Genomic DNA, 25,317 nt, shown 5'->3' with positions numbered 1-25,317 from the left:
CGAAAAAAAACCCGCCTGCGCGAGCAGGCGGGTTTTTTATTGGGCGCGTGGCGCCGCGGCGCTTACTTGTCCTGGGCGGTCTTGACCTTCACCATCGGCAGGCCGTTGGCGACCCAGGCCTCGATCCCGCCGCGGTACCAGTAGGCCGGCCAGCCCAGCGTGCCGGCGCGCAGCGCGGCGTTGTAGGACGAGCGGTCGTTCATGCTGGCGCCCACGAACACCAGGGGAACGTTGTGTTCCTTTTCGGTGCCCGTCTTCTTGTGCAGCCAGCCGTCGAAGGCGTTCTGCATCTGGTCCGCGACGCTGCCGTCCGAGCCCGCGTCGATCAGCGGGAAGGCATCGGGCAGCGTCTCGTTCGAGCCGCTGGTGTCGATCACCAGCAGGTTCTTTTCGTTCTTGTACAGGGCCACCAGGTCGCGCGTCGTGATGACCTTGGCGCGCGGGTGGCTGCTCGGCGTCGGGCCCTTGTAGGGCGACGAGAACAGCAAGGTGGTCGGCGGCACGCCGAGGTCGCGCAGTTCGTCGAAGCCGCCGCTGGGCGCGGCGCCGCCGGATTGCTGACGCGGCTGTTGCTGCGGTTGCTGCTGCGGCTGTTGCTGTTGCTGTTGGGGCGCGGCCGCGCCGCCCTGCTTGGGTTCGCCGCCGACCGTGCCCATCTCGATGTCGGACACCATCACCGCGATATTCTCGATCAGTTCGTAGCACATGGTGATCGTGCCTTCGCGCGGGCTGTACCAGGCGTTGAGCTTGCCGCAATCCTTGAACACCACATTGACCGGCCGCGGCAGGACGTAGGTCTTGCCCAGTTCCTTGATGTTGTTGCCGATCGGCTGGGACAGGTTGATGGCGAACAGGTTGCCGACGCGGCGCGACGACGGCTCGAACACCACGTTGACCGGCGCGCCGGGCGCGTTGGCCGGCTGCTCGCCGTCCGGCGTCCAGGCGCCGACGCGGGTGTGGGGCGCCAGGATCCTGCGCCAGGCGCGGTTCTGCTTGGAGTACTCATCCGCGCAGCGCGCCTTGGTCCGGTCCTCGAAGCCGACCTGCTGGACCAGGGATTCGAACACGCCGGGGTTGCCGCCGTACATGATGCACAGCATGTTGCGGAAGCGCTTGAGGTCGCCGGTGTGCTCGTCCTGCCAGGGCGAGTTGCCCGCGCCCTTGGCTTCGGCCAGCTTGCCGCTGTAGTACCACTGCAGCGCGGCGTAGGTCGCGCCGCCGTTGACCATGGCGTTGGCTTCCTTGTCCTTGGACGGGTACATGGTCGGCTCGACGATCTGCAGCGCCGAATAGATGTCGACCGCGTCTTCCTCGGCGCCGGTCGACGGCAATTCGAGTTCGCCGATCAGGGCATGGCCGAACTCGTGCAGGAAGATGCTGCGCATGATGCCGGCATAGACCGACACCATGCGCACGGTATCGCCACCGAAGGTCGGCAGCGGTCCGGAACCCGGCACGCCGCTGTTCGAGCCGGATTGCGGCTGTTGCTGGGGCGCGCGCGGCGGCTGCTGCTGGGGCGCCCCGCCCTGTTGCGGCGCGCCGCCGGCAGGCTTGTTGGAATTCAGGCTCGAATTGATGGTGAAGTCGGCGATCCCGAAGGTGCCGACGTCATACGCCATGATGCCCAGTTCGGAGCCCAGCGCCGGCTCGTCTTCGATGTCGCCGATCTTCTGGCCGTTGACGATGAAGCGCGCCGCGCCCGGGACTTCGACGACCTTGATGCGGTCGGAGCCGTCCAGCTTGGCCACGTTGGGCACGTTGGCGATATCGCGGCGCTTGTCGCCGTTCAGACAGAACAGGATGGTCTGCTTGGCGGCCGTGAGTTCGAGCAGGCAAAGGGCCTTGCGCGCGCGGTTGTTCAGCACCAGGCCGATCGAGGCCTTGGGGTTGGTCGAGTTCAGGACCACGTTGACGTCGGTGATGCGGCCGTTTTCCGGCGCCTCGCCCACGTTGAGATACAGCGTCTGTTCGCTGCCGGCGGCCGCCCGGTTGCGCAAGGTGAACCAGCCATCCTCGACGCCCGCGGTCCAGCCCTGCAGCATCTGGGATCGGACAGCCCCGGAAAGCGGGCCGAGCTGCTGCTCGAATTCTGCATGTGCAGGCGAACCAAAGGCGACCAGGGCCAAAAATAAGGCAGCGCCACGTACATGCATTTCTAGTGTCCCTATTATCCAGACGTTAAGTAGCGGCAGAGTATTCCAGTTCAAATGCACCCGCAAGACGAAAGCAGGCGGCGTTTCCGGCGCCGACGGCCGAAATCACGCGCAATCCCGCCAAACCGCAGCAAGGGCGCGGCTCGCGGCTTTTTTTGCGTTTTGTTAATTTATTATGGACATGTATCCGCACGAATATCCGTGCGAATAAAACAACGCATGCACGCAAAAACAATGGCGCGGAGAAATCCGCGCCATGCGTTCAAAAACGGGTTGGCCTGGCGGCAGTCAGGTCCGCGCCAGCAATGCCACCACGGTCGCCGCGATGCCTTCCTTGCGCCCCAGGTAACCCAGGCCTTCGTTGGTCTTGGCCTTGATGTTGACCTCGGTTTCGGCCAGGCCGGTGTCGGCCGCGATGTTCCTGACCATGGCCGGCGCATGCGGGCCGATCTTGGGCGCCTGCGCATGCAGGGTCGCGTCGATGTTCACCGGCGTCCAGCCGGCCTGGCGCACCCGCGCCATGGCCTCGCGCAAGAGCACGCGGCTGTCCGCGCCCTTGAAGGCCGGATCGGTGTCGGGGAAATGGCGGCCGATGTCGCCGAGGCCGGCCGCGCCCAGCAGGGCGTCGGTGATCGCGTGCAGCAGCACATCGGCGTCGGAATGACCCAGCAGGCCGTGGCTGTGGGGAATGGTCACACCGCCGATGATCAGCGGCCGGCCCTCGACCAGCGCATGCACGTCAAAACCCTGTCCAACGCGGAAAGGAATACTCATAGCCATTTTTCCATCAGTTCGAAATCGTCCGGCCAGGTCACTTTGAAATTGCGCATCGCGCCGGGCACCAGCAGCGGCGCGTAGCCGGCGGCCTCGATCGCCGAGGCCTCGTCGGTCACCGCCACGCCGTTCACCGCGGCGGCCGTCAGCGCGTCGCGCAGGGCGCCGGCGCGGAACATCTGCGGCGTCTGCGCCAGCCACAGGCCGTTGCGGTCGAGCGTGCGCTCGACCCGCTCGTGGCCACCCTTGACGGTGTCGGCCACCGGCAGCGCCAGCAGGCCGCCGACCGGATCCGCCAGGCAGGCGTCGATCAGGCGCGCCAGCGCCGCGGCCGGCAGGCCGGGGCGGGCCGCGTCGTGCACCAGCGCCCAGGTATCGTCGGAGACGCCGCTGTCGGCCAGCGCCCCCGCCACGGTATCGGCGCGGGTGGCGCCGCCGCAGGCGCGCCAGACGGTGCGGGGCAGGCCGGCCACGGCCTGGTCGACCCAGCCGTCGCCCGGCGTCACCGCCACCCGCACCTGCGACACGCGGTCGTCGGCGAGCAAAGCGGCCACCGCGTGGCGCAGCATGGGCTGTCCGGCCAACGGACGGTATTGTTTGGGCACGCTCTCGGCGCCGGGGCGGCTGGCGCGGGCGCCGACGCCGGCGGCGGGAACGATGGCAATGATTGAGTCAGACATGGTTCGGTGATTTTATAATCTTCCGCTTGATGCCTGCTCCCAGCCTGATGCCCGCTCCCACCTCCTCCGCCACGGCAGCGCCGCCCGTTCCCGCGACCGCCCCCACCCTTGCCGCGCTCAAAGCCGGCGCGCGCTATGCGCAGCCTCGCCCGCCGGGCTCCGGCGACGCCTGGCTGCTGACCGACCTGGCCCGGCAGGCGGCCGCGCCGCTGGTGGTGCTGACCGCCGAGCCGCTCGAAGCCCAGCGCCTGGCCGAGGAAATCGCGCTGTTCGCGCCCGGCCTGCGCGTGCGCCAGCTGCCCGACTGGGAAACGCTGCCGTACGACGCCTTCTCGCCGCACCAGGATCTGATCTCCGAGCGCCTGCACACCCTGCATTCGCTGATGATGAAGACGGTGGACGTGCTGACGGTGCCGGTCACCACCGCGCTGTACCGGCTGGCGCCGCCCTCCTTCCTGGCGGCCTACACCTTCTCCTTCAAGCAGAAGGACAAGCTCAACGAGGCGGCGCTGCGCGCGCAGCTGACGCTGGCGAACTACAACCACGTCACCCAGGTCACCGCGCCCGGCGAGTTCTGTCTGCGCGGCGGCCTGATCGACCTGTTCCCGATGGGATCGGCGCTGCCCTACCGGCTGGACCTGTTCGATGACGAGATCGAGACCATCCGCAGCTTCGACGTCGACACCCAGCGCAGCCTGTATCCGGTGCGCGAGGTGCAGCTGCTGCCGGGCCGCGAGTTTCCGATGGACGAGGACTCGCGCAACCGCTTCCGCGCGCGCTTCCGCGAAGAGTTCGAAGGCGATCCCTCGCGCGCCCTGCCCTACAAGGACATCGGCAACGGCATCCCCTTCGCCGGGGTCGAGTACTACCTGCCGCTGTTCTTCGACGAAACCGCGACGCTGTTCGACTACCTGGCGGAAGGCACCATCACCGTCACCGTCGGCGACATCGACGACGCCATGATGCGTTTCAGCCAGGACACCGGCAGCCGCTACGGCTTTCTCAAGAGCGACCGCGAGCGCCCGGTGCTGCCGCCGTCCGCGCTGTTCCTGGACGAACAGGCGCTGTACGCCCGCCTGAAGGATTTCCGCCGCCTGGCGCTGGCCGCCGGCCAGCCGCACCCCGACTTCCGCGCCGCGCCCGACGTCAGCGTGGCGCGCCGCGCCGAGGACCCGATCGCCAAGCTGCGCACGCATGTCGGCAAGCCGCAAGGCCGCGTGCTGCTGTGCGCCGACTCGGCCGGCCGCCGCGAGACGCTGGTGCAGATGCTCAACGAGTTCGGCGTCACGCCCGACGCGCAGCCGGACAGCATCGAGGCTTTCCTGGCCTCCGACGCCCACTTCGGCATCGTCGCCGCGCCGCTGGCCACCGGCTTCGAACTGCCGCAGGCCAACCTGGCGTTCCTGACCGAGAACGACCTCTATCCGGGGCTGACCAGCACCGGCCGGCGCGGCAAGCGCGACCAGGAGCGCGCCAGCAACGTCGAAGCGATGGTGCGCGACCTGTCCGAACTGCGCGCCGGCGACCCCGTGGTGCACGCGCAGCACGGTATCGGCCGTTACCACGGTCTGGTCAACATGGACATGGGCGAAGGCGAGATGGAGTTCCTGCATCTCGAATACGCCAACGGCAGCACGCTGTATGTGCCGGTATCGCAACTGCACGTGATCGCCCGCTACAGCGGCGCCGATCCGGAAGCCGCGCCGCTGCACCAGCTGGGCTCTGGCCAGTGGGACAAGGCGCGCCGCAAGGCCGCCAGGCAGGTGCGCGACACCGCCGCCGAACTGCTGGCGCTGTATGCGCAGCGCGCCGCGCGCGAGGGCTTCGCCTTCAACCTGCCGCTCAACGACTACCAGGCCTTCGCCGAAGGCTTCGGCTTCGAGGAGACCGCCGACCAGGCCGCCGCCATCGAGGCCGTGATCGCCGACATGACCTCGGGCCGCCCGATGGACCGCCTGGTGTGCGGCGACGTCGGTTTCGGCAAGACCGAGGTGGCGCTGCGCGCCGCGTTCCTGGCCGTGGCCAACGGCAAGCAGGTCGCCCTGCTCTGCCCCACCACGCTGCTGGCCGAACAGCATGCGCAGACCTTCTCCGACCGCTTCGCCGACTGGCCGGTGCGGGTGGTGGAGCTGTCGCGCTTCCGCTCGGCCAAGGAAGTGTCCGCGGCCATCGAGGGCATCAACGACGGCCGCGTCGACATCGTCATCGGCACCCACAAGATCCTGTCCAAGGACGTGAAGTTCAAGCGCCTCGGGCTGGTCATCATCGACGAGGAACACCGCTTCGGCGTGCGCCAGAAGGAGGCGCTCAAGGCGCTGCGCGCCGAGGTCGACGTGCTGACGCTGACGGCCACGCCGATCCCGCGCACGCTCGGCATGTCGCTGGAAGGCATCCGCGATTTTTCGGTCATCGCCACGGCGCCGCAAAAGCGGCTGGCCATCAAGACCTTCGTGCGGCGCGAAGACGGCAGCACGCTGCGCGAAGCGCTGCTGCGCGAGCTCAAGCGCGGCGGCCAATGCTACTTCCTGCACAACGAGGTCGAGACCATCCACAACCGCCGCGCCCGCCTCGAAGAGCTGGTGCCCGAGGCCCGCATCGCGGTGGCCCACGGCCAGATGCCCGAGCGCGAGCTGGAACAGGTGATGAAGGGCTTCTACCAGCAGCGCTACAACGTGCTGCTGTGCACCACCATCATCGAGACCGGTATCGACGTGCCCAGCGCCAACACCATCGTGATCCACCGCGCCGACCGTTTCGGCCTGGCGCAGCTGCACCAGCTGCGCGGCCGCGTCGGCCGTTCGCACCACCAGGCCTACGCCTACCTGCTGACGCCGGGCGAGGACGCCATCACCAGCAACGCCAAGAAGCGGCTGGAGGCGATCCAGGCCATGGAGGAACTGGGCTCGGGCTTCTACCTGGCCATGCACGACCTGGAGATCCGCGGCACCGGCGAGGTGCTGGGCGACTCGCAGTCCGGCAACATCCAGGAAGTGGGCTTCTCGATGTACAACGAGATGCTGAACGAGGCGGTGCGCGCCCTGCGCGCCGGCGAGGAGCCGGACCTGGACGCGCCCTTCAACCTCGCCTGCGAGGTCAACCTGCATGCGCCGGCGCTGCTGCCGTCCGACTACTGCGCCGACGTGCACGCGCGCCTGAGCGTCTACAAGCGCCTGGCCCACGCCGCCGATGAAGACGACCTGATCCAGATCCAGGAAGAACTGATCGACCGCTTCGGCAAGCTGCCCGAAGCGGCGCAGACGCTGCTGACCACGCACCGCCTGCGCCTGGCCGCGCAACCGCTGGGCATCGTCAAGATCGACGCCAGCGAAACCCAGGCGCTGCTGCAGTTCGGCCCCAAGACCAGCGTCGATCCGGCGAAAATCATCGAGCTGGTGCAGCGACAACGCCACATCAAACTCGCCGGACAGGATAAATTGCGGGTTGAGATCAAGGCCGCGCAGATCCCGGCCCGCGCCGACGCCGTGCGCGCCGTGCTGCGCGCCTTGAAGTAACCCGCCCCGACCTTCGCATTTTTATGACTATCCATCACCTCGTCGTTCAATCCCCCGGCCTGACGGTCGAACACGCCGAACAGATCGCCGCCCTGGCGCAGGCGCAGGGCGTGGCCCGCATCAGCGCCACCGCGGCCCGCCTGCTCGACGTGCAGCACGATGACGCGACCCGCGCCCAGGTGGTGTCGTGGGCCGAGCGCCACGGCGTCGATACCGCCTTCGTGCCGGCCGGCCTGAAGCTGTCGCACTGCAAGGTGCTGGCGATGGACATGGACTCGACGCTCATCAACATCGAGTGCATCGACGAGATCGCCGGCGTGGCGGGCGTCAAGGACAAGGTCTCGGAGATCACCGAGGCGGCGATGCGCGGCGAGATCAAGGACTTCTCCGACAGCCTGCGCCGCCGCGTCGCGCTGCTCAAGGACGTGCCGGCCGAGGCCCTGGAGCAGGTCTACACCGAGAAGCTGCGCCTGAACCCGGGCGCCGAGCGCCTGATCACCACCGCCCAGGCGGCCGGCATCAAGGTGCTGCTGGTGTCGGGCGGCTTCACTTTCTTCACCGACCGCCTGCGCGAGCGCCTGCGGCTGGACAGCGCCCACGCCAATACGCTGGAGATCGACAACGGCGTGCTGACGGGCCGCGTGCTCGGCGACATCCTGGACGCCGACGCCAAGGCCGTGTACCTGCGCGAGTTCGCCCGCACCCATGGCGCGACCAAGGAACAGATCATCGCCATGGGCGATGGCGCCAACGACCTGAAGATGCTGGGCGCCGCCGGCTTCCCGGTGGCCTACCACGCCAAGCCGCTGGTGCGGCAGCAGACGCGCTACGCGCTGAACGTCTCTGGCCTGGACGGCGTGCTGAACTGGTTCGAAAGCTGATCGCGCCGCATCCGCCCAAGAAAAAAGCCACCGTCGAGGTGGCTTTTTCTTGGGCTGAACCCGCCCGGGAACCGCATGCGCGGCGCCCGGACTCGCGCATCAATAGCGCATGTTCACGCTCAGGATCGCCGAGCGGCCCGGCGCGATGTTGGCGTAGTGCGCCGGATAGGCCTTGTCGTAGTAGGTCTTGTCGAACAGGTTGAAGACGTTCAGCTGCACGTTCCAGTTCTTGTTGAAGCGGTAGCCGGCCATCGCGTCGAAGCGCCAGTACGACGGAATGTAGGTGGTGTTGGTGGTGTTGCCGTACTGCTTGCCCACGTAATAGGCGCCGCCGCCCAGCGTGAAGTCCGGCGTCACCGCGTAGGTCGACCACAGGCTGAAGCTGTTCTCGGGCGTGTTGGGGAAATCGTTGCCCTCGTCGGCGCCCGAACCGTCCTTGAGCTTGCTCTTCATGAACGTGTAGCCGCCGAACACCTGCCAGGCCGGCGTGATGCTGCCCGAGAAACCCAGCTCCAGGCCGTTCACTTCCTTCTTGCCGGCCATGGCGTAGTCGCCGGACGGCAGCGTGACGCGGGCGTTGGTGGTCTCGGTGCGGAACAGCGCGGCCGTCAGCGTCATGCGGCGGTCGAGCACATCCCACTTGGTGCCGATCTCGTAGGTCTTGTTCTTTTCCGGCGCCATGTCGGCCGCGTTCAGGCCGACGTTGCCGCGACCCGGCGTCAGGGCCAGGCTTTCGCTGCCTTCGCCCAGCGTGGCGTTGGACGGCGTCGACGAGGTCGCGTACGACACGTACACGCTGCCGTTGTCGGTCGGCTTGAACACCAGGCCCAGCTGGTAGTTCAGCAGCGTGTCGTCGCGCTTGATGACCTGGTAGTTGTTGGCCGGGGTATTGGTGAACTTGGTCTCGTAGCGGTCCAGGCGCAGGCCGCCGTTGACCAGCCATTGCGGCGACAGTTCAACGGTGTCGAAAGCGTAGATCGACTTGGTGATGGTGCGCGAGCGGGTCGGCTGGCCGAGGCGGTCGCCGTCCAGCGTGTTGACCCAGGGATCGTGCGGATCCGGGTCGTACAGGCTGGTGCAGTTGTAGTTCGATGCCGCGCCCAGTGCATTGCACGCGTTCGCCGGGCCCGAGCCCGAGCCGCGGTTGACCGCCAGCGTGTCCTTCTTGCCTTCTTCCTTGGACAGCTCGATGCCGACGTTGAAGCTGTGCTTGAGCGAGCCGGTCTCGAACTTGCCCGTCAGCTCGGTCTGGTTGGCCAGGCTGTCGACGCGGCTGGCGCGGGTGTTGGCGCGGCGCCAGACGCGGCCGTTGAGCACGTTGCCCTGGCTGTCGTCGGGCTGCGTCCAGACGTAGTCCTGGGTCGAGTAGGTGTAGCGCGTCATGTTGCGCAGGGTCAGGCGGTTCGAGAAATCGTGCTCGATGCCGATCGTGCCCATGTCGGACGTGGTCTTACGGTAGTCGCTGGACAGGCCGTAGAAGTTGTTGCGGTTGACGCTGGCCGGGCCGGTTTCCGTGACGCCCATGTAGCTGCCGTTGCGCTGCACCTTGGTGCTCGGGTAGGCGTACGGGATGCCGCTGTCGGGCAGGTCGTCCGACTGCATGTGGTAGTAGCTCAGCGTCACGCGGGTCGGCGTGTTGACGCCGAAGGTGATGGTGGGCGCCACGCCCCAGCGGCTGTTGTTGACCATGTCGCGGCCGGCCACGTCGGCGTCATGGTACATGGCGTTCAGGCGGAAGGCGGTCTTCTCGCCCAGCAGCCAGTTGCTGTCGATCGTGCCGCGATAGTAGTTGTCGGTGCCGATGCCCAGGCTGGCCGCGGTGAAGTTCTCGGCCTTGGCCGTCTTGCTGATCAGGTTGATGCTGCCGCCGGCGCCGCCACGGCCGCCAAAGGCGCCGTCGGAGCCCTTGATGACCTCGATCTGCTCCAGGTTGAACACTTCGCGCGAGGTCGCGCCGATGTCGCGCATGCCATCCACGTAGGTGCTGGCCTGGGCGTCGTAGCCGCGGATGATCGGACGGTCGCCGAGCGGATTGCCGCCCTCGCCCGCGCCGAACGTGATGCCGGGCGAGTTGCGCAGCGCTTCCGTCAGGGTGGAGGCGGCCTGGTTCTGGATCACTTCCTGCGGGATCACCTGCACCGATTTGGGCGTGTCCAGCAAGGGCGCGGTGAACTTGGTGGAGGCGGAATCCTTGACGTCGTACGGCACCAGCGTGTCGCCCTGCACCTGCACGGGCGATAACTGCGTCACGCCCTGGCCGCCCGATTGCGCCTGCGCGCCGGATGCCAGGAACAGCGCCGGGGTCGCCAGCACCGCGGCCAGCGATCCGCTGAGCGAGGTGACGGCAAAAGTGTCTTCGGATTTCAACGCTTTCTCCAGAATATGAATAACAACGATTCTTGTTTTTTTGAAGGTTGCGATTCTGGACGCCGAACCTGAAAGGTTCCTGAAAGAAAGGTGAATACCTCGTAAAGTCGGGAAAAAAACAACACAAGTTAAGTAAACATTCGCGATATATAACAACTCATAACGCGGGTATTCCCTGAACAAAAACTGAACCATTGCGCCGTGCCGCGTCGACAGCCTCCCGGCGTTCTCATGGCTCGCCCGTCAACGCCCCCGCCCGCCGGCTCCATGAAAAAGGCCACCTCGAAAGGTGGCCTTCTTCATGCGGCGCGCCGATCAGTAGCGCACTTTCACCGACAGCAAGGCCGCCCGCCCCGTGCCGAGCGCGGCATGGTTGCTCGGCCTGGCCCGCGTGTAGAACGTCTCGTCGAACACGTTCAACACATTGAGCTGGACCGAGAGATTCGGGCTGAAGCGGTACTTGGCCATGGCGTCGAAGCGCCAGTACGACGGCACCCAGCGCGTCTTGGGCGCGCCGTGGGCATCGACATCCGTATTCGTGTTGCCGTAGACCTTGTCGACGTAATAGGCGCCCGCGCCCAGCGTCAGTTCAGGCAGCACCTTGTAGGAGGTCCAGAGGCTGAATGCGTTGCGCGGCGTGTTCGGCAGGTCCCGGCCCTCGGCGCCGATATCCTTGCGGCCGCCCCGGATCAGCTTGCTGTCCAGGAAGGTGTAGCCGCCATAGACGTTCCAGGCGGGCGTGATGGCGCCCGAGAAACCCAGTTCGATCCCGCGCACCCGGGTCTCGCCCGCCTGCTCGTACTCGTTCGGCATCACCTCGATGTTGGTGTGCTTGCGCGTGTCCTGGAACACCGCGCCCGAGAGCGTCAGGCGTTCGTCCAGCACCTGCCATTTGACGCCCGCCTCGACCGAGCGGCTCTGCTCCGGCGCCGCCGCCTCGTCCGAGCTCTTTCTCAGGATGTCCGACGCCGTGGCGCCCGCCACCGCGGACGGCGTCGACGACGTGCCATAGGAGGCGTAGAGCGTGCCTTCGGGCACCGGCTTGTAGGCCAGGCCCAGCTGATAGTTCAGCAGATTGTCGGTGCGGCGGTAGCCCTGCTCTTTCTTGTCGTGGCCGCTGGCGCGGTAGTTGTCCCAGCGCAGGCCGACGCTGGCCTGCCACTGCTCGTCGAACTTGAGCGTGTCGAAGCCGTACAGCGCCAGCGTGTCGGTGGCATAGGGCGCCGGCCAGCTGCGGACGGTGTGGCACGGATAGGACACGTTCGGATCGGGATGACGCAGCGAGGTCTGCGCCAGATCGGCCGGGCATTTGGTGACGCCATCCGACGACAGGACCTGGTCGTTGTTGTAGGCCATGGTCTGCTCGACGCTGGTGTATTCGAAACCCAGGTCGAAGCCATGCTTGACGCCGCCCGACTCGAACTCGCCGCTCAGGTCGGTCTGGTTCGCGAAGGCCTTGGTGGTGTAGTACCTGCCATAGGCCGGCCGGTTCACGATCCCCGCGGGCAGGTTGGCGAGCGTGAGGTCGGGTTGGGTGGCCAGATAGTCGGCGGTCTCGTGGCCATATCGCACCACGCTGCGCAGCTTGAGCCTGTCGGAGAAATCATGCTGGAAATCGACCGTGGCCAGGTCATCGCGCGTCTTCATGAAATCGCGCCCGGCCAGGCCATAGAAGTTCTTGCGGCTGATGCCCAGGGTCTCCGTCACCGGCAGGCCCACTCGCGGGTCATAGGGGATGGAGTAATCCGGCATGCTGTCGTTCTGGTAGTGGTAGTAGCTGAGCGTGATACGGGTTGGCGTGCCCATGCCCAGCGCCAGCGACGGCGCCACGCCCCAGCGCTCGAAGTCCACCGCCTTGTCACGGCCCGGCACATCGCCCTTGTTGCCCATGACGTTCAGACGGAAGGCCGACTTCTCGCCCAGCCGCCAGTTGCTGTCGAGCGTGCCCCGGTAGTTACTGTCGGTGCCGATCTGGCCCGTGACCTCGATGGCGTCCTTGGCCTTGGGCGCCTTGCTGACCAGGTTGATGCTGCCGCCCGCGCCGCCGCGGCCGGCGTAGACCGAATCGGGCCCCTTGATGATCTCGACCTGTTCCAGGTTGAAGGTGTCGCGCGCCTGCATGCTGACGTCGCGCATGCCGTCCAGGAACAGGCTGCTGGCGGCGTTCTGGCCGCGGATGACGGGCAGGTCGCCGCCGGCGCGTCCGCCTTCGCCCGCGGCGAAGGTGATGCCCGGCGAGTTCTGCAGCACGTCCTGCAGCGAGGTCGCGGACTGGTCGGAGATGACCTGCTTGGGCACCACCTGCACCGAGCGCGGCGTATCCAGCAGCGGCGCGGTCATCTTGGACGACTGCACGCTGTCCGGCTGGTAGGGCGAGGCCTCGCCCTCCACCTGCACCGGCGCCAGCTGGGGAATGTGGCTGGCGCCCGCTTGCGCCATCGCATAGGGACTGGCGAACAGCGCCGGCACCGCCACGGCGGCGGCCAGCGACCCGGCCAGTGAATTCAGCGCGCATGCATCTTCGCGTTTCACGATCAAGCCCTCCAGGTTGTGAATGACAACCATTTCTGTTTATGGAAGGTTGCGATTCTGGACGGGAAAGCCGATCGGGTTCAGTTCGACGAGGGAAATCGGACGCGGTAACGCGGAAATGCCGTGATTTGACGATATTTCGCCACGGAATCGGCAATCAGCGGATACACCGAGGCATCAAAGCAAAACGCCCCTTGCGGGGCGTTTCACAGGTACTGCTCGGCGCGGCCGGCTCAGGTCCGCAGCCGCGGGTGCCGCTTGAACAGATAGCGATACACGAAACCGGGATAAGCCAGCACCAGGTACAGGCTCAGCGTGATGGCATAGAACTCCCAGGTCTGCGCGAAGCGGTTGCCCAGCACGGACTCGAACGTGAAGCCCAGGGCCCCCACGATCAGGTAGAACACCAGCACTTCGACCAGGCGCATCCAGAACGGCTTGACGGCATCCGCCCCGCCCCGCTTCCACGGCAGCACGGCGAACACGCGTTCCGTCAGGAAGGGCAGATTCGCGCTGACCAGGGCCAGCGCGATCAGGAGCCATACCGCCAGGGTCTGGTTCATGGCCCGGTCCGCTTACAGGCTGAGCGAGCTGCGGATGGCCTGCACGCACAGGGCCATCAGGCCGCCGGGCAACAGGCCCAGCACCAGGATCAGCAGGCCGTTGACCGACAGCACGCCGCGCTGGCCGCAGGTGGCCGACATCGGGGCGGCATCGGCCGCCGGCTCGTCGAAGTACACGACCTTGACCACGCGCAGGTAGTAGAACGCGCCGATCAGCGAGAACAGCACCGCGATCACGGCCAGCGTGACGTGACCGGCGCTGACCAGCGCCTGCAGCACCGCCAGCTTGGCGTAGAAGCCCACCAGCGGCGGGATGCCGGCCAGCGAGAACATCAGCAGCAGCACGATGGCGGCATGCCACGGGCTGCGGCGGTTCAGGCCCTTCAGGTCGTCGATGTGCTCGCACTCGAAACCCTGGCGCGACAGCAGCAGCACGATGCCGAAGCTGGCCAGCGTGGTCAGCACGTAGGTCAGCATGTAGAACAGCGACGCGCCGTAGGCGGACGAGGCCAGTTCCGGCTTGCCGACCACCGAGCCCGACATCAGGCCCAGCAGCACGAAGCCCATGTGCGAGATGGTCGAGTAGGCCAGCATGCGCTTGAAGTTGGTCTGCGCGATGGCGGTCAGGTTGCCGATGGCCAGCGACAGCACCGCCAGGATCATCAGCATCGGCTGCCAGTCGGCCGCCAGGCCGTGCAGGCCGTCGACCAGCAGGCGCAGCGTGATGGCGAAGGCCGCCAGCTTGGGCGCGCCGCCCAGGATCAGCGTGACCGCGGTCGGCGAACCCTGGTAGACGTCCGGCACCCACATGTGGAACGGCACGGCGCCGAGCTTGAACGCCAGGCCCGAGACCAGGAACACGATACCGAACACCAGGGCCAGCTTCTCGGCCTTGCCGGCGGCGATGACCTTGGAGACTTCAGCCAGGTCGAGGTGACCGGTGGCGCCGTAGACCATCGACATGCCGTACAGCAGGAAGCCCGAGGCCAGCGCGCCCAGCACGAAGTACTTCATGGCGGCTTCGGTGGCGACGACGTTGTCGCGACGCAGCGCGATCAGCGCGTACAGCGCCAGCGACATCAGTTCCAGGCCCAGGTAGATCGAGATCAGGTTGCCCGACGAGATCATCACCATCTGGCCCAGCAGGGCGAACAGCGTCAGCACGTACAGTTCGCCGCCGCGCATCATGTCGCGCAGCTGGGCGTAGACGCGGCCGTAGACCAGCGTGACCGCCACCGCGATGTACGAGGCGATCTTGAGCAGGTGCGACAGTTCGTCGGTGACGTACAGGCCGTTGAAGGTCGAACCCGTGACGCCGTTCTTCCACTGCAGCACCGACACCACGGTCAGCACGCCCAGCGCAAGCATGGTCAGCAGGAACGTCGGCTTGCGCTCGGGGTGATTGCTGACCGCGTCGACGAGCAGGATAGCCAGGCCGAAAACCAGCAGGAGGATTTCCGGTGTCGCCAGGGCGAAATCGATTTGGGATTGCATCATTGTCTTGTCTTACAGTTTCGAGACGGCAACGTGTTGCAGCAGGGCCTCGACCGACACGTGCATCACGTCGGTGAAGGGCTTGGGATAGATCCCCATGTACAGCACGGCGATCGCCATCACGCCAAGAATCACGAATTCGCGGCGGTTGATATCGGTCAGTTCGCGGACGTGGTCGTTGGCGATGTCGCCCAGGACCACGCGCTTGACCATCCACAGCGAATACGAAGCGCCCAGGATCAGCGCGGTGGCCGCCAGCAGGCCGATCCAGAAGTTGTGCTCGACCGCGCCCATGATCACCATGAACTCGCCGACGAAACCGCTGGTGGCCGGCAGGCCGCTGTTGGCCATCGAGAACAGGATGAAGAACGTGGCGAAGCGCGGCATCACGTTGACCACGCCGCCGTAGTCGGCGATGCGGCGCGAGTGCATGCGGTCATAGAGCACGCCGATACACATGAACATGGCGCCCGAGACGAAGCCGTGGGAGATCATCTGCACGATGGCGCCTTCGACGCCGGCCGTGTTGAAGATGAAGAAACCCAGGGTGACGAAGCCCATGTGGGCGACCGACGAATAGGCCACCAGCTTTTTCATGTCGTCCTGCACGATCGCGACCAGGCCGATGTAGATCACGGCGATCAGCGACAGCGTGATCATCAGGCCGGCCAGGCTGTGCGAGGCGTCGGGCGCGATCGGCAGCGAGAAGCGCAGGAAGCCGTAGGCGCCCAGCTTCAGCATGATCGCGGCCAGCACGATGGAGCCGCCCGTGGGCGCCTCGACGTGGGCGTCCGGCAGCCAGGTGTGCACCGGCCACATCGGCACCTTGACGGCGAAGGCCGCCAGCAGCGCCACGAAGATCAGGATCTGCGGGGTGTAGCCCAGCTTGGTCTGCTGCCAGGTCAGGATGTCGAACGAACCGCCCGAGGCGTGCCACAGGTAGACGAACGCGACCAGCGTCAGCAGCGAGCCCATCAGGGTGTAGAGGAAGAACTTGAAGGCCGCGTAGACCCGGTTCGGTCCGCCCCAGACGCCGATGATGATGTACATCGGGATCAGCGTGGCTTCGAAGAACACGTAGAACAGCATGCCGTCCAGCGCGCAGAACACGCCGACCATCAGACCCGACAGGATCAGGAAGGCGGCCATGTACTGGGACACGCGGCTGGTGATGACTTCCCAGCCGGCCAGCACCACGATGATGGTGATGAACGCGGTCAGGAGCACGAACCACAGCGAAATGCCGTCGACGCCCAGGTGGTAGTTGACGTTGAAGGCTTCGATCCAGGAGGTCTTCTCGACGAACTGCATGGCAGCCGTCTTGGAGTCGAACCCGGTGTACAGCGGGATCGTGACGAGGAAGCCGGCGATCGAGCCGACCAGCGACAGGCCGCGCGTCAGACCGGGACGGTCGTCACGGCCCACCGCCAGCACCAGCAGGCCGAATACGATCGGGACAAAGATCGCAAGCGTGAGCCAGGGGAAAGTGTTGGATGCCATCTCGCTTGCCATCATTGGGGAATCAGCACAAAGAAAGTCACCAGCGCCATGATGCCGATGATCATCGCGAACGCGTAGTGATAGATGAAGCCGGACTGCAGGTGGCGGCTGATCGCCGACACCCAGCCCACCACGCGGGCGCTGCCGTTGATCAGGAAGCCGTCGATGATGCCGCGGTCGCCGGTCTGCCACAGGCCACGGCCCAGGCAGCGCAGGCCGCGGGCGATGATCTGCTCGTTGACCCAGTCGACGTAGTACTTGTTCTCAAGCACCTTGTTGACGCCCGACAGGCTCGACTTGATCGCGGCCGGGACCTTCGGGTTGATCAGGTAGCAGTACCAGGCGATGACCGCGCCGGCCACGACCAGCCAGAACGGCAGGGTCTGGAAGGCGTGCAGGCCGAAGGCGACCCAGCCGTGCCACTCTTCGTGCAGCTCGTGCATGGCGGGATGCTGCGGCAGCACCGTGATCACGCCGTTGAAGAACTTGCCGAACAGCATCGGATCCACCGCCCAGGCGCCGATCAGCACCGACGGGATCGCCAGCAGGATCAGCGGCAGGGTCACGACCCAGGGCGACTCGTGCGGCTTGCCGCCGTGGTGGCCGTGGCCATGGTCGTCGTGACCGTGGTCGTCATGGCCATGCGCGTCGTGGCCGTGGCCGTGGCCATGACCGTGGTCGCTGGTGTCGAAGCGTTCCTTGCCGTGGAAGACCAGGAAGTACACGCGGAACGAGTACAGCGAGGTCACGAACACGCCGATCAGCGTGGCGTAGTAGGCGAAGCTGGCGCCCCAGACGTGGGCGGCGCCGGCGGCCTCGATGATGTGTTCCTTCGAGTAGAAACCCGAGAAGAACGGCGTGCCGACCAGGGCCAGCGTGCCCAGGAGGAAGGTGATCCAGGTGATGGGCATGTACTTGCGCAGGCCGCCCATGTTGCGGATGTCCTGGTCGTGGTGCATGCCGATGATGACCGAGCCCGCGCCCAGGAACAGCAGCGCCTTGAAGAACGCGTGCGTCATCAGGTGGAAGATCGCCACCGAGTAGGCCGAGGCGCCCAGCGCGACGGTCATGTAGCCCAGCTGCGACAGCGTCGAATACGCCACCACGCGCTTGATATCGTTCTGGATGATGCCCAGGATGCCCAGGAACAGCGCGCCGATGGCGCCGATCACGATGATGAACGACAGCGCGGTGTCCGACAGCTCGAACAGCGGCGAGAAACGCGCGACCATGAAGATGCCGGCCGTCACCATGGTGGCGGCGTGGATCAGCGCGGAGATCGGGGTCGGGCCTTCCATCGAGTCGGGCAGCCAGGCGTGCAGGGGCACCTGCGCCGACTTGCCCATGGCGCCGATGAACAGGCAGATGCAGGCCACGGTCAGCAGCATCCAGTCCGAACCGGGCAGCGTCAGCTTGGACAGCTTGTCGGCCTGGGCGAACACTTCACCGTAGTGCATGGTGCCGGCGTAGGCGAACAGCAGGCCGATGCCGAGGACGAAACCGAAGTCGCCGACGCGGTTGATCAGGAACGCCTTCATGTTGGCGAAGATCGCGGTCGGGCGGGTGTACCAGAAACCGATCAGCAGGTACGAGACCAGGCCCACCGCTTCCCAGCCGAAGAACAGCTGCACCATGTTGTTCGACATCACCAGCATCAGCATGGAGAACGTGAACAGCGAGATGTACGAGAAGAAGCGCTGGTAGCCGGGATCGTCGGCCATGTAGCCGATGGTGTAGATGTGCACCATCAGCGACACCGAGGTCACCACGACCATCATCATGGCCGACAGCGGATCGATCAGGAAGCCGATTTCCAGCTTGGTCTGGCCGATCAGGCTCCAGGTGTAGACCGCGCCGTCGAAGCGCAGGCCGTTGAGCACGTCGCCCAGCACCACCACCGAACCGATGGCGGAGATGAGCACGCCCAGGATGGTGATGACGTGCGAGGCGCGGCGGCCGATCGGACGGCCCAGGAACCCGGTGCCGAAAAGGCCCGCGAGGATTGCTCCGGCCAGCGGCGCCAGCGCGATGAGCAGGTAGAGATTGGGTGAGCTAGACATTTTCTTCCAATACCCCGTCAGCCCTTCAGGCGATCGAGTTCGTCAACGTTGATCGTGTTCAGGTTGCGGAACAGCAGCACCAGAATGGCCAGACCGATCGCCGCCTCGGCGGCGGCCACGGTCAGGATGAAGAACACGAACACCTGGCCGGCGGTGTCGCCGAACCAGCTGGAGAACGCCACGAAGTTCATGTTGACGGCCAGGAGCACCAGCTCGATGGACATCAGCAGGATGATCAGGTTGCGGCGGTTCAGGAAGATGCCGAAGATCCCGATGGCGAACAGGATCGCCCCCAGGATCAGATAATGGGCCAGCGTCAGCGTCATTGTTTTTCTCCTTGGGGCGCGGCGGTACCGTTCTGGGCCTGGGCGCGCTCGCTCTGGGCGGGCATGCTCACCATGCGGAAACGGTCCTTCGAGCGCACGCGAACCGCGGCGACCGGGTCGTTGTACTTCACGTCGCGGCGGCGGCGCAGGGTCAGCGCGATGGCGGCGACCATGCCGACCAGCAGCAGCGCGGCGCCGACTTCGATGGCGTAGATGTAGTGCGTGTACATCGCTTCACCGAGCGCGCGGGCGTTGTTGTAGTCGCCGGCGACCGGGGCTTGCGGGCCCGAGCCGTACCAGGTCGAGCCCAGCACGAAGGCCATTTCCAGCACCATCACCAGGCCGATCACCAGGCCCAGCGGCAGGTAGGTCTTCATGCCTTGGCGCAGGGCATCCATGCGGATGTCCAGCATCATGACGACGAACAGGAACAGCACCATCACGGCGCCCACGTACACCAGCACCAGCAGCAGCGCGAGGAACTCGGCGCCCAGCAGCATCCACAGCATGGCCGCGTTGGCGAACGCCAGGATCAGGTGCAGGACGGCGGTGACCGGGCTGCGCGCGGTGATCACGCGGAACGCCGCGATCACCAGCACGGCGGCCAGTATGTAAAACAGGACAGTGGTAAAAGTCATGGATCAGGACCCTGGGCTCAACGGTAGGGAGCGTCTTCGGCCCGGCGGCGGGCGATTTCGGCTTCGTAGCGGTCGCCCACGGCGAGCAGCATGTCTTTGGTGAAATACAGGTCGCCGCGCTTTTCACCGTGGTATTCGTGGATGTGCGTTTCCACGATCGAGTCCACGGGGCAGCTTTCCTCACAGAAGCCGCAGAAAATGCACTTGGTCAGGTCGATGTCGTAGCGCGTGGTGCGGCGGGTGCCGTCGTCACGCTGGTCCGACTCGATGGTGATGGCCAGCGCGGGGCACACGGCTTCACACAGTTTGCACGCGATGCAGCGCTCTTCCCCGTTGGGGTAGCGACGCAGCGCGTGCAGGCCGCGGAAACGCGCCGAGGTCGGCGTCTTTTCCTGCGGGTAGCGCAAGGTGACCTTGCGCTTGAAGAAATACTTGCCCGTCAGGCGCATGCCCTTGAGCAGTTCGGCCAGCATCAAGCTGCCGAAGAAATCTTTGATCGCTTCCATATCCTGCCTCTGCCTGGCGGCTTAGCGCCAAATGTTCCAGGGCGTCTGCATCCAGATCGCCACAACGACCAGCCAAACGCCGGTCAGCGGGATGAAGATCTTCCAACCCAAACGCATGATCTGGTCGTAGCGGTAACGCGGGAACGACGCACGGAACCACACGAACAACGAAACCACGACGAACGTCTTGAGACCGAGCCAGATCCAGCCCGGGATCCAGGTCAGCGGCGCGATGTCGATCGGCGAAGCCCAGCCGCCCAGGAACATGATCGACGCCATGCACGACAGCAGGATCATGTTGGCGTATTCGCCCAGGAAGAACAGCGCGAAGGCCATGCCCGAGTATTCGACCATGTGGCCGGCCACGATTTCCGATTCGCCTTCCACCACGTCGAACGGGTGGCGGTTGGTTTCGGCCACGGCCGAGATCACGTAGATCACGAACAGCGGCAAGAGCGGCAGCCAGTTCCAGGACAGGAACGTCAGGCCCTTGTCGGCGAACCAGCCGCGGTTCTGCACATGCACGATCTCGGACATGTTCAGGCTGCCGGACACCAGCAGCACCGTCACCAGCACGAAGCCGATGGCCAGTTCATACGACAGCATCTGGGCCGAGGCGCGCAGCGCGCCCAGGAACGCGTACTTCGAGTTCGAGGCCCAGCCGGCGACGATCACGCCGTACACGCCGATCGACGTGATGGCCATGATGTACAGCAGGCCGGCGTTGACGTTGGCCAGGACCACGTCCGGGCCGAACGGCACCACCGCCCAGGCGGCCAGCGCCGGCATCAGCGTGACCACGGGGGCCACGATGAACAGCACCTTGTTGGCCTGGCTGGGGACCACGACTTCCTTGGTCAGCAGCTTGAACACGTCGGCGAACGGCTGCAGCAGCCCCTTGAAACCGACGCGGTTCGGACCCATGCGCACGTGCATGGCGCCGATCATCTTGCGCTCCCAGTACGTCAGGTAGGCGACGCACAGGATGATGGGCACGGCGATGACCACGATCTTGATGAGGGTCCAGAGGACCATCCAGACCGTCGGGCCCAGCAATGCCGTGCCGTGGCTTTCAAGAACATTGAGCCATTCCATCAGGCACGCTCCACGCTGAGTTGACCAAATGCGCCACCCAGGGCTGCGGTATTTTCAAAGGCTGCGGCGATGCGCACGGCGCGATCGGCCACGGCGTCATCCTGCACGGTTTCGAGCTCGACAGCGCCCTGCCCGCCCGTCACGCGCACCTTGACGCCGGCGGTCAGGCCGAGGCTGGTCAGCGTGTTGCCGTTCATGCGCGCGGCGGGCAGCTTCGAGGCCGGCGCGGCCTGCAGCGGCTCCGAGCGGCGCACCATGGCGTCGGTACGGTAGATCGGCACGTCGGCGACGCGTTCCAGGCCGGTCAGGGCCTGGCCCAGGCCCAGCGGCGCCTTGATGTCGTTGGACAGGCGGCCTTCGACGCCACCGGCCAGCGCGGTGTCGCGCACGGACTCGGAGGTTTCGTCATCGAAGCCGGCCAGGTGCAGGACGTTGCCCAGCACGCGCAGGACCTTCCAGGCCGGACGGGTCTGGCCGAACGGCGCAACCGTGCCCTTGAAGCTCTGGGCCAGGCCCTGGGCGTTGACGAACGTGCCCGAGGTTTCGGTGAACGGCGCCACCGGCAGCATGACGTCGGCCCATTCGGCGGCGGCCGAACGGTAAGGCGTCAGGGCCACGGCGAATTGCGCGCCGCGCAGCGCGGCGATGGCTTGCTGGCCGTTGTCGGCATCCAGCAGCGGCTCGGCGTGCAGCACCACGTAGGCCTTGAGCGGCTCGGCCAGCATGGCGGCGGCGTTCTTGCCGCCCTTGCCCGGGATGGCGCCGGCCAGGTAACCGCCGACGGTGTTGCCGCCGGAGGTCAGGAAGCCGAACTTGCCGCCGGCCAGGTCGGCCACGGCGCGGCCGTTGGCGGCCAGGGTCGAGGCCTGGGCGCTGGCCACGGCCAGGTTGCCCATCAGCACGGCGGTGTTGGAACCCGACGCCAGGCTGGCGGCGATGATCTTGGCGTTCTCGCCCGGGGTGACCGAGGCGAACTCGGCCGGCACCGCGGCTTCCTTGGCTTGCGCCAGGGCCACGGCCACTTCGGCCAGGGCGCGCGGCAGCTCGGACGGAGCCACGGTGAGGCGGCCGGCGACCGGCATCAAGGGATCGTCGGCGGCGCTGTCGACCATCAGGATCTGCGTGCCGCGCTTGGCGGCCTGGCGCAGGCGCTGGGCCATCAGCGGGTGATCCTTGCGCAGGAACGAGCCGACCACCAGGACGCGGTCCAGGTTGTCGAGTTCGGCGATCGGCATGCCCAGCCACGGCGCGCCGGTCAGGGCGGCGTCGAAGGCGGCATCGGTCTGGCGCAGACGGAAGTCGATGTTCTCGGAACCCAGCGCGCGGACCAGGCGGCCCAGCAGCGCGTATTCCTCGGTGGTGGCGTATTCGGACGCCAGGGCACCGATCTGGCCGGCGCCGAAGCTGTCACGCACGCGCGACAGGCCTTGGGCCACGGCGGCCAGGGCGTCAGCCCAGGAGGCTTCCTGCCACTTGCCGTCGGCGCCCTTGATCATCGGGGCGGACAGGCGGTCTTCGCTGTTCAGGCCTTCGTACGAGAAGCGGTCGCGGTCGCTGATCCAGCATTCGTTGACGGCTTCGTCTTCGAACGGCACCACGCGCATGACGCGGTCGCCCTTGACCTGGACCACCAGGTTGGCGCCCAGGCTGTCGTGCGGGCTGACCGAACGGCGACGGGCCAGTTCCCAGGTGCGGGCGCTGTAGCGGAAGGGCTTGGAGGTCAGCGCGCCCACCGGACAGATGTCGATCATGTTGCCCGAGAGCTCGGACTCGATCGAGCGGCCCACGAACGAGGTGATCTCGGAGTGCTCGCCACGGCCCAGCATGCCCAGTTCCATGACGCCGGCGATTTCCTGGCCGAAGCGCACGCAGCGGGTGCAGTGGATGCAGCGGCTCATTTCCTCGGCGGAAACCAGCGGGCCCAGGTCCTTGTGGAACACCACGCGCTTTTCTTCCTGGTAACGCGAGGAAGAGCCGCCGTAGCCCACGGCCAGGTCCTGCAGCTGGCATTCGCCGCCCTGATCGCAGATCGGGCAGTCGAGCGGGTGATTGATGAGCAAGAATTCCATCACCGACTTCTGAGCGGCGCGAGCCTTCTCGGAGCAGGTGTGCACGACCATCCCGTTCGTCACGGGGGTGGCGCAGGCGGGCAGCGCCTTGGGCGCCTTTTCCACTTCGACCAGGCACATGCGGCAGTTGGCCGCGATGGACAGTTTCTTGTGGTAGCAGAAATGCGGCACGTAAAGCCCGACTTTCTGGGCCGCATGCATCACCATGCTGCCCTCGGGCACTTCTACCGTATTGCCGTCGACGGTTAGTTCAACCATTGCTGTTCCTGAGACCTACAGATATTGCGGAACCACACACGACTTGTGCTCGATGTGGTGCGCGAATTCGTCGCGAAAATGCTTGAGGAAGCCACGCACGGGCATGGCGGCGGCGTCACCCAGGGCGCAGATGGTGCGGCCCATGATGTTGCCCGCCACGTTGTCCAGCATGTCCAGATCTTCCGGACGGCCGTGGCCGTTTTCGATGCGGTGCACCATGCGGTACAGCCAGCCGGTGCCTTCGCGGCACGGCGTGCACTGGCCGCAGCTTTCCTCGAAATAGAAATACGACAGGCGCAGCAGCGACTTGACCATGCAGCGCGTCTCGTCCATGACGATCACGGCGCCCGAACCCAGCATGGAACCCGCCTTGGCGATGGCGTCGTAGTCCATCGTGGTTTCCATCATGATGTCGGCCGGCAGCACCGGGGCGCTCGAGCCGCCGGGGATCACGGCTTTGAGCTTCTTGCCGCCGCGCATGCCGCCCGCCAGTTCCAGCAGGGTCGAGAACGGGGTGCCCAGCGGGATCTCGTAGTTGCCGGGACGCTCGACGTCGCCGGTGATCGAGAACAGCTTGGTGCCGCCGTTGTTGGGCTTGCCGACTTCGAGGTAGGCCTGGCCGCTGTTGCGGATGATCCAGGGCACCGCCGCGAAGGTTTCGGTGTTGTTGATCGTGGTGGGCTTGCCGTACAGGCCGAAGCTGGCCGGGAACGGCGGCTTGAAGCGCGGCTGGCCCTTCTTGCCTTCCAGCGATTCCAGCAGCGCGGTTTCCTCGCCACAGATGTAGGCGCCGTAGCCGTGGAATGCGTGCAGCTGGAAGTTGTATTCCGAACCCAGGATCTTGTCGCCCAGGAAGCCGGCGGCGCGCGCCTCTTCCAGGGCCTCTTCGAAGCGCTCGTAGACTTCGAAGATTTCACCGTGGATGTAGTTGTAGCCGACGCTGATGCCCATCGCGTAGGCGGCAATCGCCATGCCTTCGATCACGATGTGCGGATTGAAGCGCAGGATGTCGCGATCCTTGAACGTGCCGGGTTCGCCTTCGTCCGAGTTGCAGACGAGGTACTTCTGGCCCGGGAAGGCGCGCGGCATGAAGCTCCACTTCAGGCCGGTCGGGAAGCCCGCGCCGCCACGGCCGCGCAGGCCCGACGCCTTGACTTCGGCGATCACGTCTTCCGGCTTCATACCGGTGGTGAGGATCTTGCGCAGGGCTTCGTAGCCGCCGCGCTTGACGTAGTCGGCCAGGCGCCAGTTGGCGCCGTCGACGTCGGCCATGATCTGCGGCTTGATGTGGCGGCCGTGCAGGCACATCGAATTGGACAGGTCGTTCAGCGGGTTGGGCTCCAGGCCCTGCGCGAACTGCTTGTAGATGTCCGGCGCGTTCATGCCGACTCTCCTTGCGCCTTGAGGGTCGCGACCAGCGCGTCCAGCTTCTCTTCGGTCATGCGCACGCACATATGCTTGTTGTTCACGATCAGCACGGGGGAATCGCCGCAGGCGCCCATGCACTCGCCCTCGACCAGGGTGAACTGGCCGTCGGCGGTGGTCTCGCGATAGTCCACGCCCAGCTTGCGCTTGAGGTAGTCGCCGGCACGTTCGCCGTCGCGCAAGGCACAGGGCAGGTTGGTGCAGACCGCGATCTTGGTCTTGCCGACGGGCTTGACGTCGAACATGTTGTAGAAGGTGGCGACTTCCTGCACCGCGATGGGCGGAACGCCGATGTAGTTGGCCACATCTTCGATGATGTCGGTAGCCAACCAGCCCTTCTCTTCTTGCGCGATCGCAAGAGAGGCCATGATGGCGGACTGCCGCTGGTCGGCCGGGAACTTGGCGAGTTCTCGGTCGATTTTCTGGTAGGCCTGTTCGGAAAGCAGCATAGTTTGAATCCGGGTTAAGCGGGCGTGCTCGTGAC

18 protein-coding genes are annotated in these 25,317 nt (G+C 65.9%); 2 read left to right on the top strand and 16 right to left on the bottom strand.

All coding sequences use genetic code 11. The annotated features are described in order from the left end of the window. Nucleotides 1-62: 62 nt before the first annotated feature. The 3 genes from AOZ49_RS09325 to ispD form a co-directional block, all read right to left on the bottom strand. The gene (locus AOZ49_RS09325; protein ID WP_082380374.1) at nucleotides 63-2,042 is read right to left on the bottom strand and encodes a DUF4344 domain-containing metallopeptidase; all 1,980 of its coding nucleotides are present in this window, start codon (nucleotides 2,040-2,042) and stop codon (nucleotides 63-65) included. A gap of 399 nt (nucleotides 2,043-2,441) precedes the next feature. Beyond that, nucleotides 2,442-2,927: a 2-C-methyl-D-erythritol 2,4-cyclodiphosphate synthase gene (gene ispF, locus AOZ49_RS09320; RefSeq protein WP_054474938.1), complete on the bottom strand. Its 486-nt coding sequence runs from the start codon at nucleotides 2,925-2,927 to the stop codon at nucleotides 2,442-2,444. Further along, entirely contained in the window at nucleotides 2,924-3,607 is a 684-nt protein-coding gene (gene ispD / locus AOZ49_RS09315) for a 2-C-methyl-D-erythritol 4-phosphate cytidylyltransferase (protein ID WP_054474937.1), read from the bottom strand. The genes ispF and ispD overlap by 4 nt, the downstream gene beginning before the upstream one ends. A 29-nt stretch (nucleotides 3,608-3,636) precedes the next feature. Between ispD and mfd the strand changes: the two genes are divergently transcribed. Together mfd and serB are read left to right on the top strand one after the other, a co-directional pair. Further along, nucleotides 3,637-7,119 carry a transcription-repair coupling factor gene (mfd, locus tag AOZ49_RS09310; protein ID WP_082380377.1) on the top strand — a complete coding sequence of 1,161 codons (3,483 nt, stop codon included), beginning with the start codon at nucleotides 3,637-3,639 and terminating at the stop codon, nucleotides 7,117-7,119. A 23-nt stretch (nucleotides 7,120-7,142) separates the two neighbouring features. Further along, nucleotides 7,143-8,000 (top strand): phosphoserine phosphatase SerB, encoded by an 858-nt coding sequence (gene serB / locus AOZ49_RS09305; protein ID WP_054429644.1) that lies wholly within the window; start codon nucleotides 7,143-7,145, stop codon nucleotides 7,998-8,000. Nucleotides 8,001-8,099: 99 nt separating this feature from the next. On the opposite strand, the gene AOZ49_RS09300 is transcribed toward serB, so the two are convergent. The 13 genes from AOZ49_RS09300 to nuoE all read right to left on the bottom strand — a co-directional run bounded on the left by AOZ49_RS09300 (nucleotide 8,100) and on the right by nuoE (nucleotide 25,282). Further along, the gene (locus AOZ49_RS09300) at nucleotides 8,100-10,367 is read right to left on the bottom strand and encodes a TonB-dependent receptor (RefSeq protein ID WP_054429645.1); all 2,268 of its coding nucleotides are present in this window, start codon (nucleotides 10,365-10,367) and stop codon (nucleotides 8,100-8,102) included. 315 nt (nucleotides 10,368-10,682) lie between these two features. Continuing rightward, nucleotides 10,683-12,932, bottom strand: a complete 2,250-nt coding sequence (locus tag AOZ49_RS09295) for a TonB-dependent receptor (RefSeq protein ID WP_054474935.1) — start codon at nucleotides 12,930-12,932, stop codon at nucleotides 10,683-10,685. Nucleotides 12,933-13,132: 200 nt separating this feature from the next. Next, a complete protein-coding gene (locus tag AOZ49_RS09290) occupies nucleotides 13,133-13,462 on the bottom strand; it encodes a DUF2818 family protein (RefSeq protein ID WP_006393413.1) in 330 nt (109 codons plus the stop codon). A gap of 12 nt (nucleotides 13,463-13,474) precedes the next feature. Beyond that, nucleotides 13,475-14,959 (bottom strand): NADH-quinone oxidoreductase subunit NuoN, encoded by a 1,485-nt coding sequence (nuoN, locus tag AOZ49_RS09285; RefSeq protein WP_054429647.1) that lies wholly within the window; start codon nucleotides 14,957-14,959, stop codon nucleotides 13,475-13,477. 9 nt (nucleotides 14,960-14,968) lie between these two features. Next, nucleotides 14,969-16,471 (bottom strand): NADH-quinone oxidoreductase subunit M, encoded by a 1,503-nt coding sequence (locus tag AOZ49_RS09280; protein WP_054429648.1) that lies wholly within the window; start codon nucleotides 16,469-16,471, stop codon nucleotides 14,969-14,971. Next, the gene (nuoL, locus tag AOZ49_RS09275; RefSeq protein ID WP_054474934.1) at nucleotides 16,468-18,516 is read right to left on the bottom strand and encodes an NADH-quinone oxidoreductase subunit L; all 2,049 of its coding nucleotides are present in this window, start codon (nucleotides 18,514-18,516) and stop codon (nucleotides 16,468-16,470) included. Before nuoL ends, AOZ49_RS09280 begins: the two co-directional genes overlap by 4 nt. 17 nt (nucleotides 18,517-18,533) lie before the next feature. Next, entirely contained in the window at nucleotides 18,534-18,842 is a 309-nt protein-coding gene (gene nuoK / locus AOZ49_RS09270) for an NADH-quinone oxidoreductase subunit NuoK (RefSeq protein WP_006217969.1), read from the bottom strand. Beyond that, complete coding sequence (locus tag AOZ49_RS09265) at nucleotides 18,839-19,480, bottom strand: NADH-quinone oxidoreductase subunit J (protein ID WP_054429649.1); 642 nt, start codon at nucleotides 19,478-19,480, stop codon at nucleotides 18,839-18,841. The genes nuoK and AOZ49_RS09265 overlap by 4 nt, the downstream gene beginning before the upstream one ends. Before the next feature lie 17 nt (nucleotides 19,481-19,497). Next, nucleotides 19,498-19,986 carry an NADH-quinone oxidoreductase subunit NuoI gene (nuoI, locus tag AOZ49_RS09260; RefSeq protein WP_006389216.1) on the bottom strand — a complete coding sequence of 163 codons (489 nt, stop codon included), beginning with the start codon at nucleotides 19,984-19,986 and terminating at the stop codon, nucleotides 19,498-19,500. A 21-nt stretch (nucleotides 19,987-20,007) separates the two neighbouring features. Beyond that, nucleotides 20,008-21,081: an NADH-quinone oxidoreductase subunit NuoH gene (nuoH, locus tag AOZ49_RS09255; protein WP_054429650.1), complete on the bottom strand. Its 1,074-nt coding sequence runs from the start codon at nucleotides 21,079-21,081 to the stop codon at nucleotides 20,008-20,010. Beyond that, nucleotides 21,081-23,408: an NADH-quinone oxidoreductase subunit NuoG gene (gene nuoG, locus AOZ49_RS09250; RefSeq protein WP_054429651.1), complete on the bottom strand. Its 2,328-nt coding sequence runs from the start codon at nucleotides 23,406-23,408 to the stop codon at nucleotides 21,081-21,083. Before nuoG ends, nuoH begins: the two co-directional genes overlap by 1 nt. 15 nt (nucleotides 23,409-23,423) lie before the next feature. Continuing rightward, nucleotides 23,424-24,791 (bottom strand): NADH-quinone oxidoreductase subunit NuoF, encoded by a 1,368-nt coding sequence (gene nuoF, locus AOZ49_RS09245; protein WP_054429652.1) that lies wholly within the window; start codon nucleotides 24,789-24,791, stop codon nucleotides 23,424-23,426. Continuing rightward, the gene (gene nuoE / locus AOZ49_RS09240; RefSeq protein WP_006393404.1) at nucleotides 24,788-25,282 is read right to left on the bottom strand and encodes an NADH-quinone oxidoreductase subunit NuoE; all 495 of its coding nucleotides are present in this window, start codon (nucleotides 25,280-25,282) and stop codon (nucleotides 24,788-24,790) included. Before nuoE ends, nuoF begins: the two co-directional genes overlap by 4 nt. Between the last annotated feature and the right edge of the window lie 35 nt (nucleotides 25,283-25,317).

Origin of the sequence: Achromobacter sp. 2789STDY5608615, assembly GCF_001298995.1 — a bacterium.
Lineage (GTDB): Bacteria > Pseudomonadota > Gammaproteobacteria > Burkholderiales > Burkholderiaceae_B > Achromobacter > Achromobacter insuavis.
The sequence above is the reverse complement of the archived record's forward strand: the minus strand, read 5'-3'. Positions and strand labels throughout refer to the sequence as shown.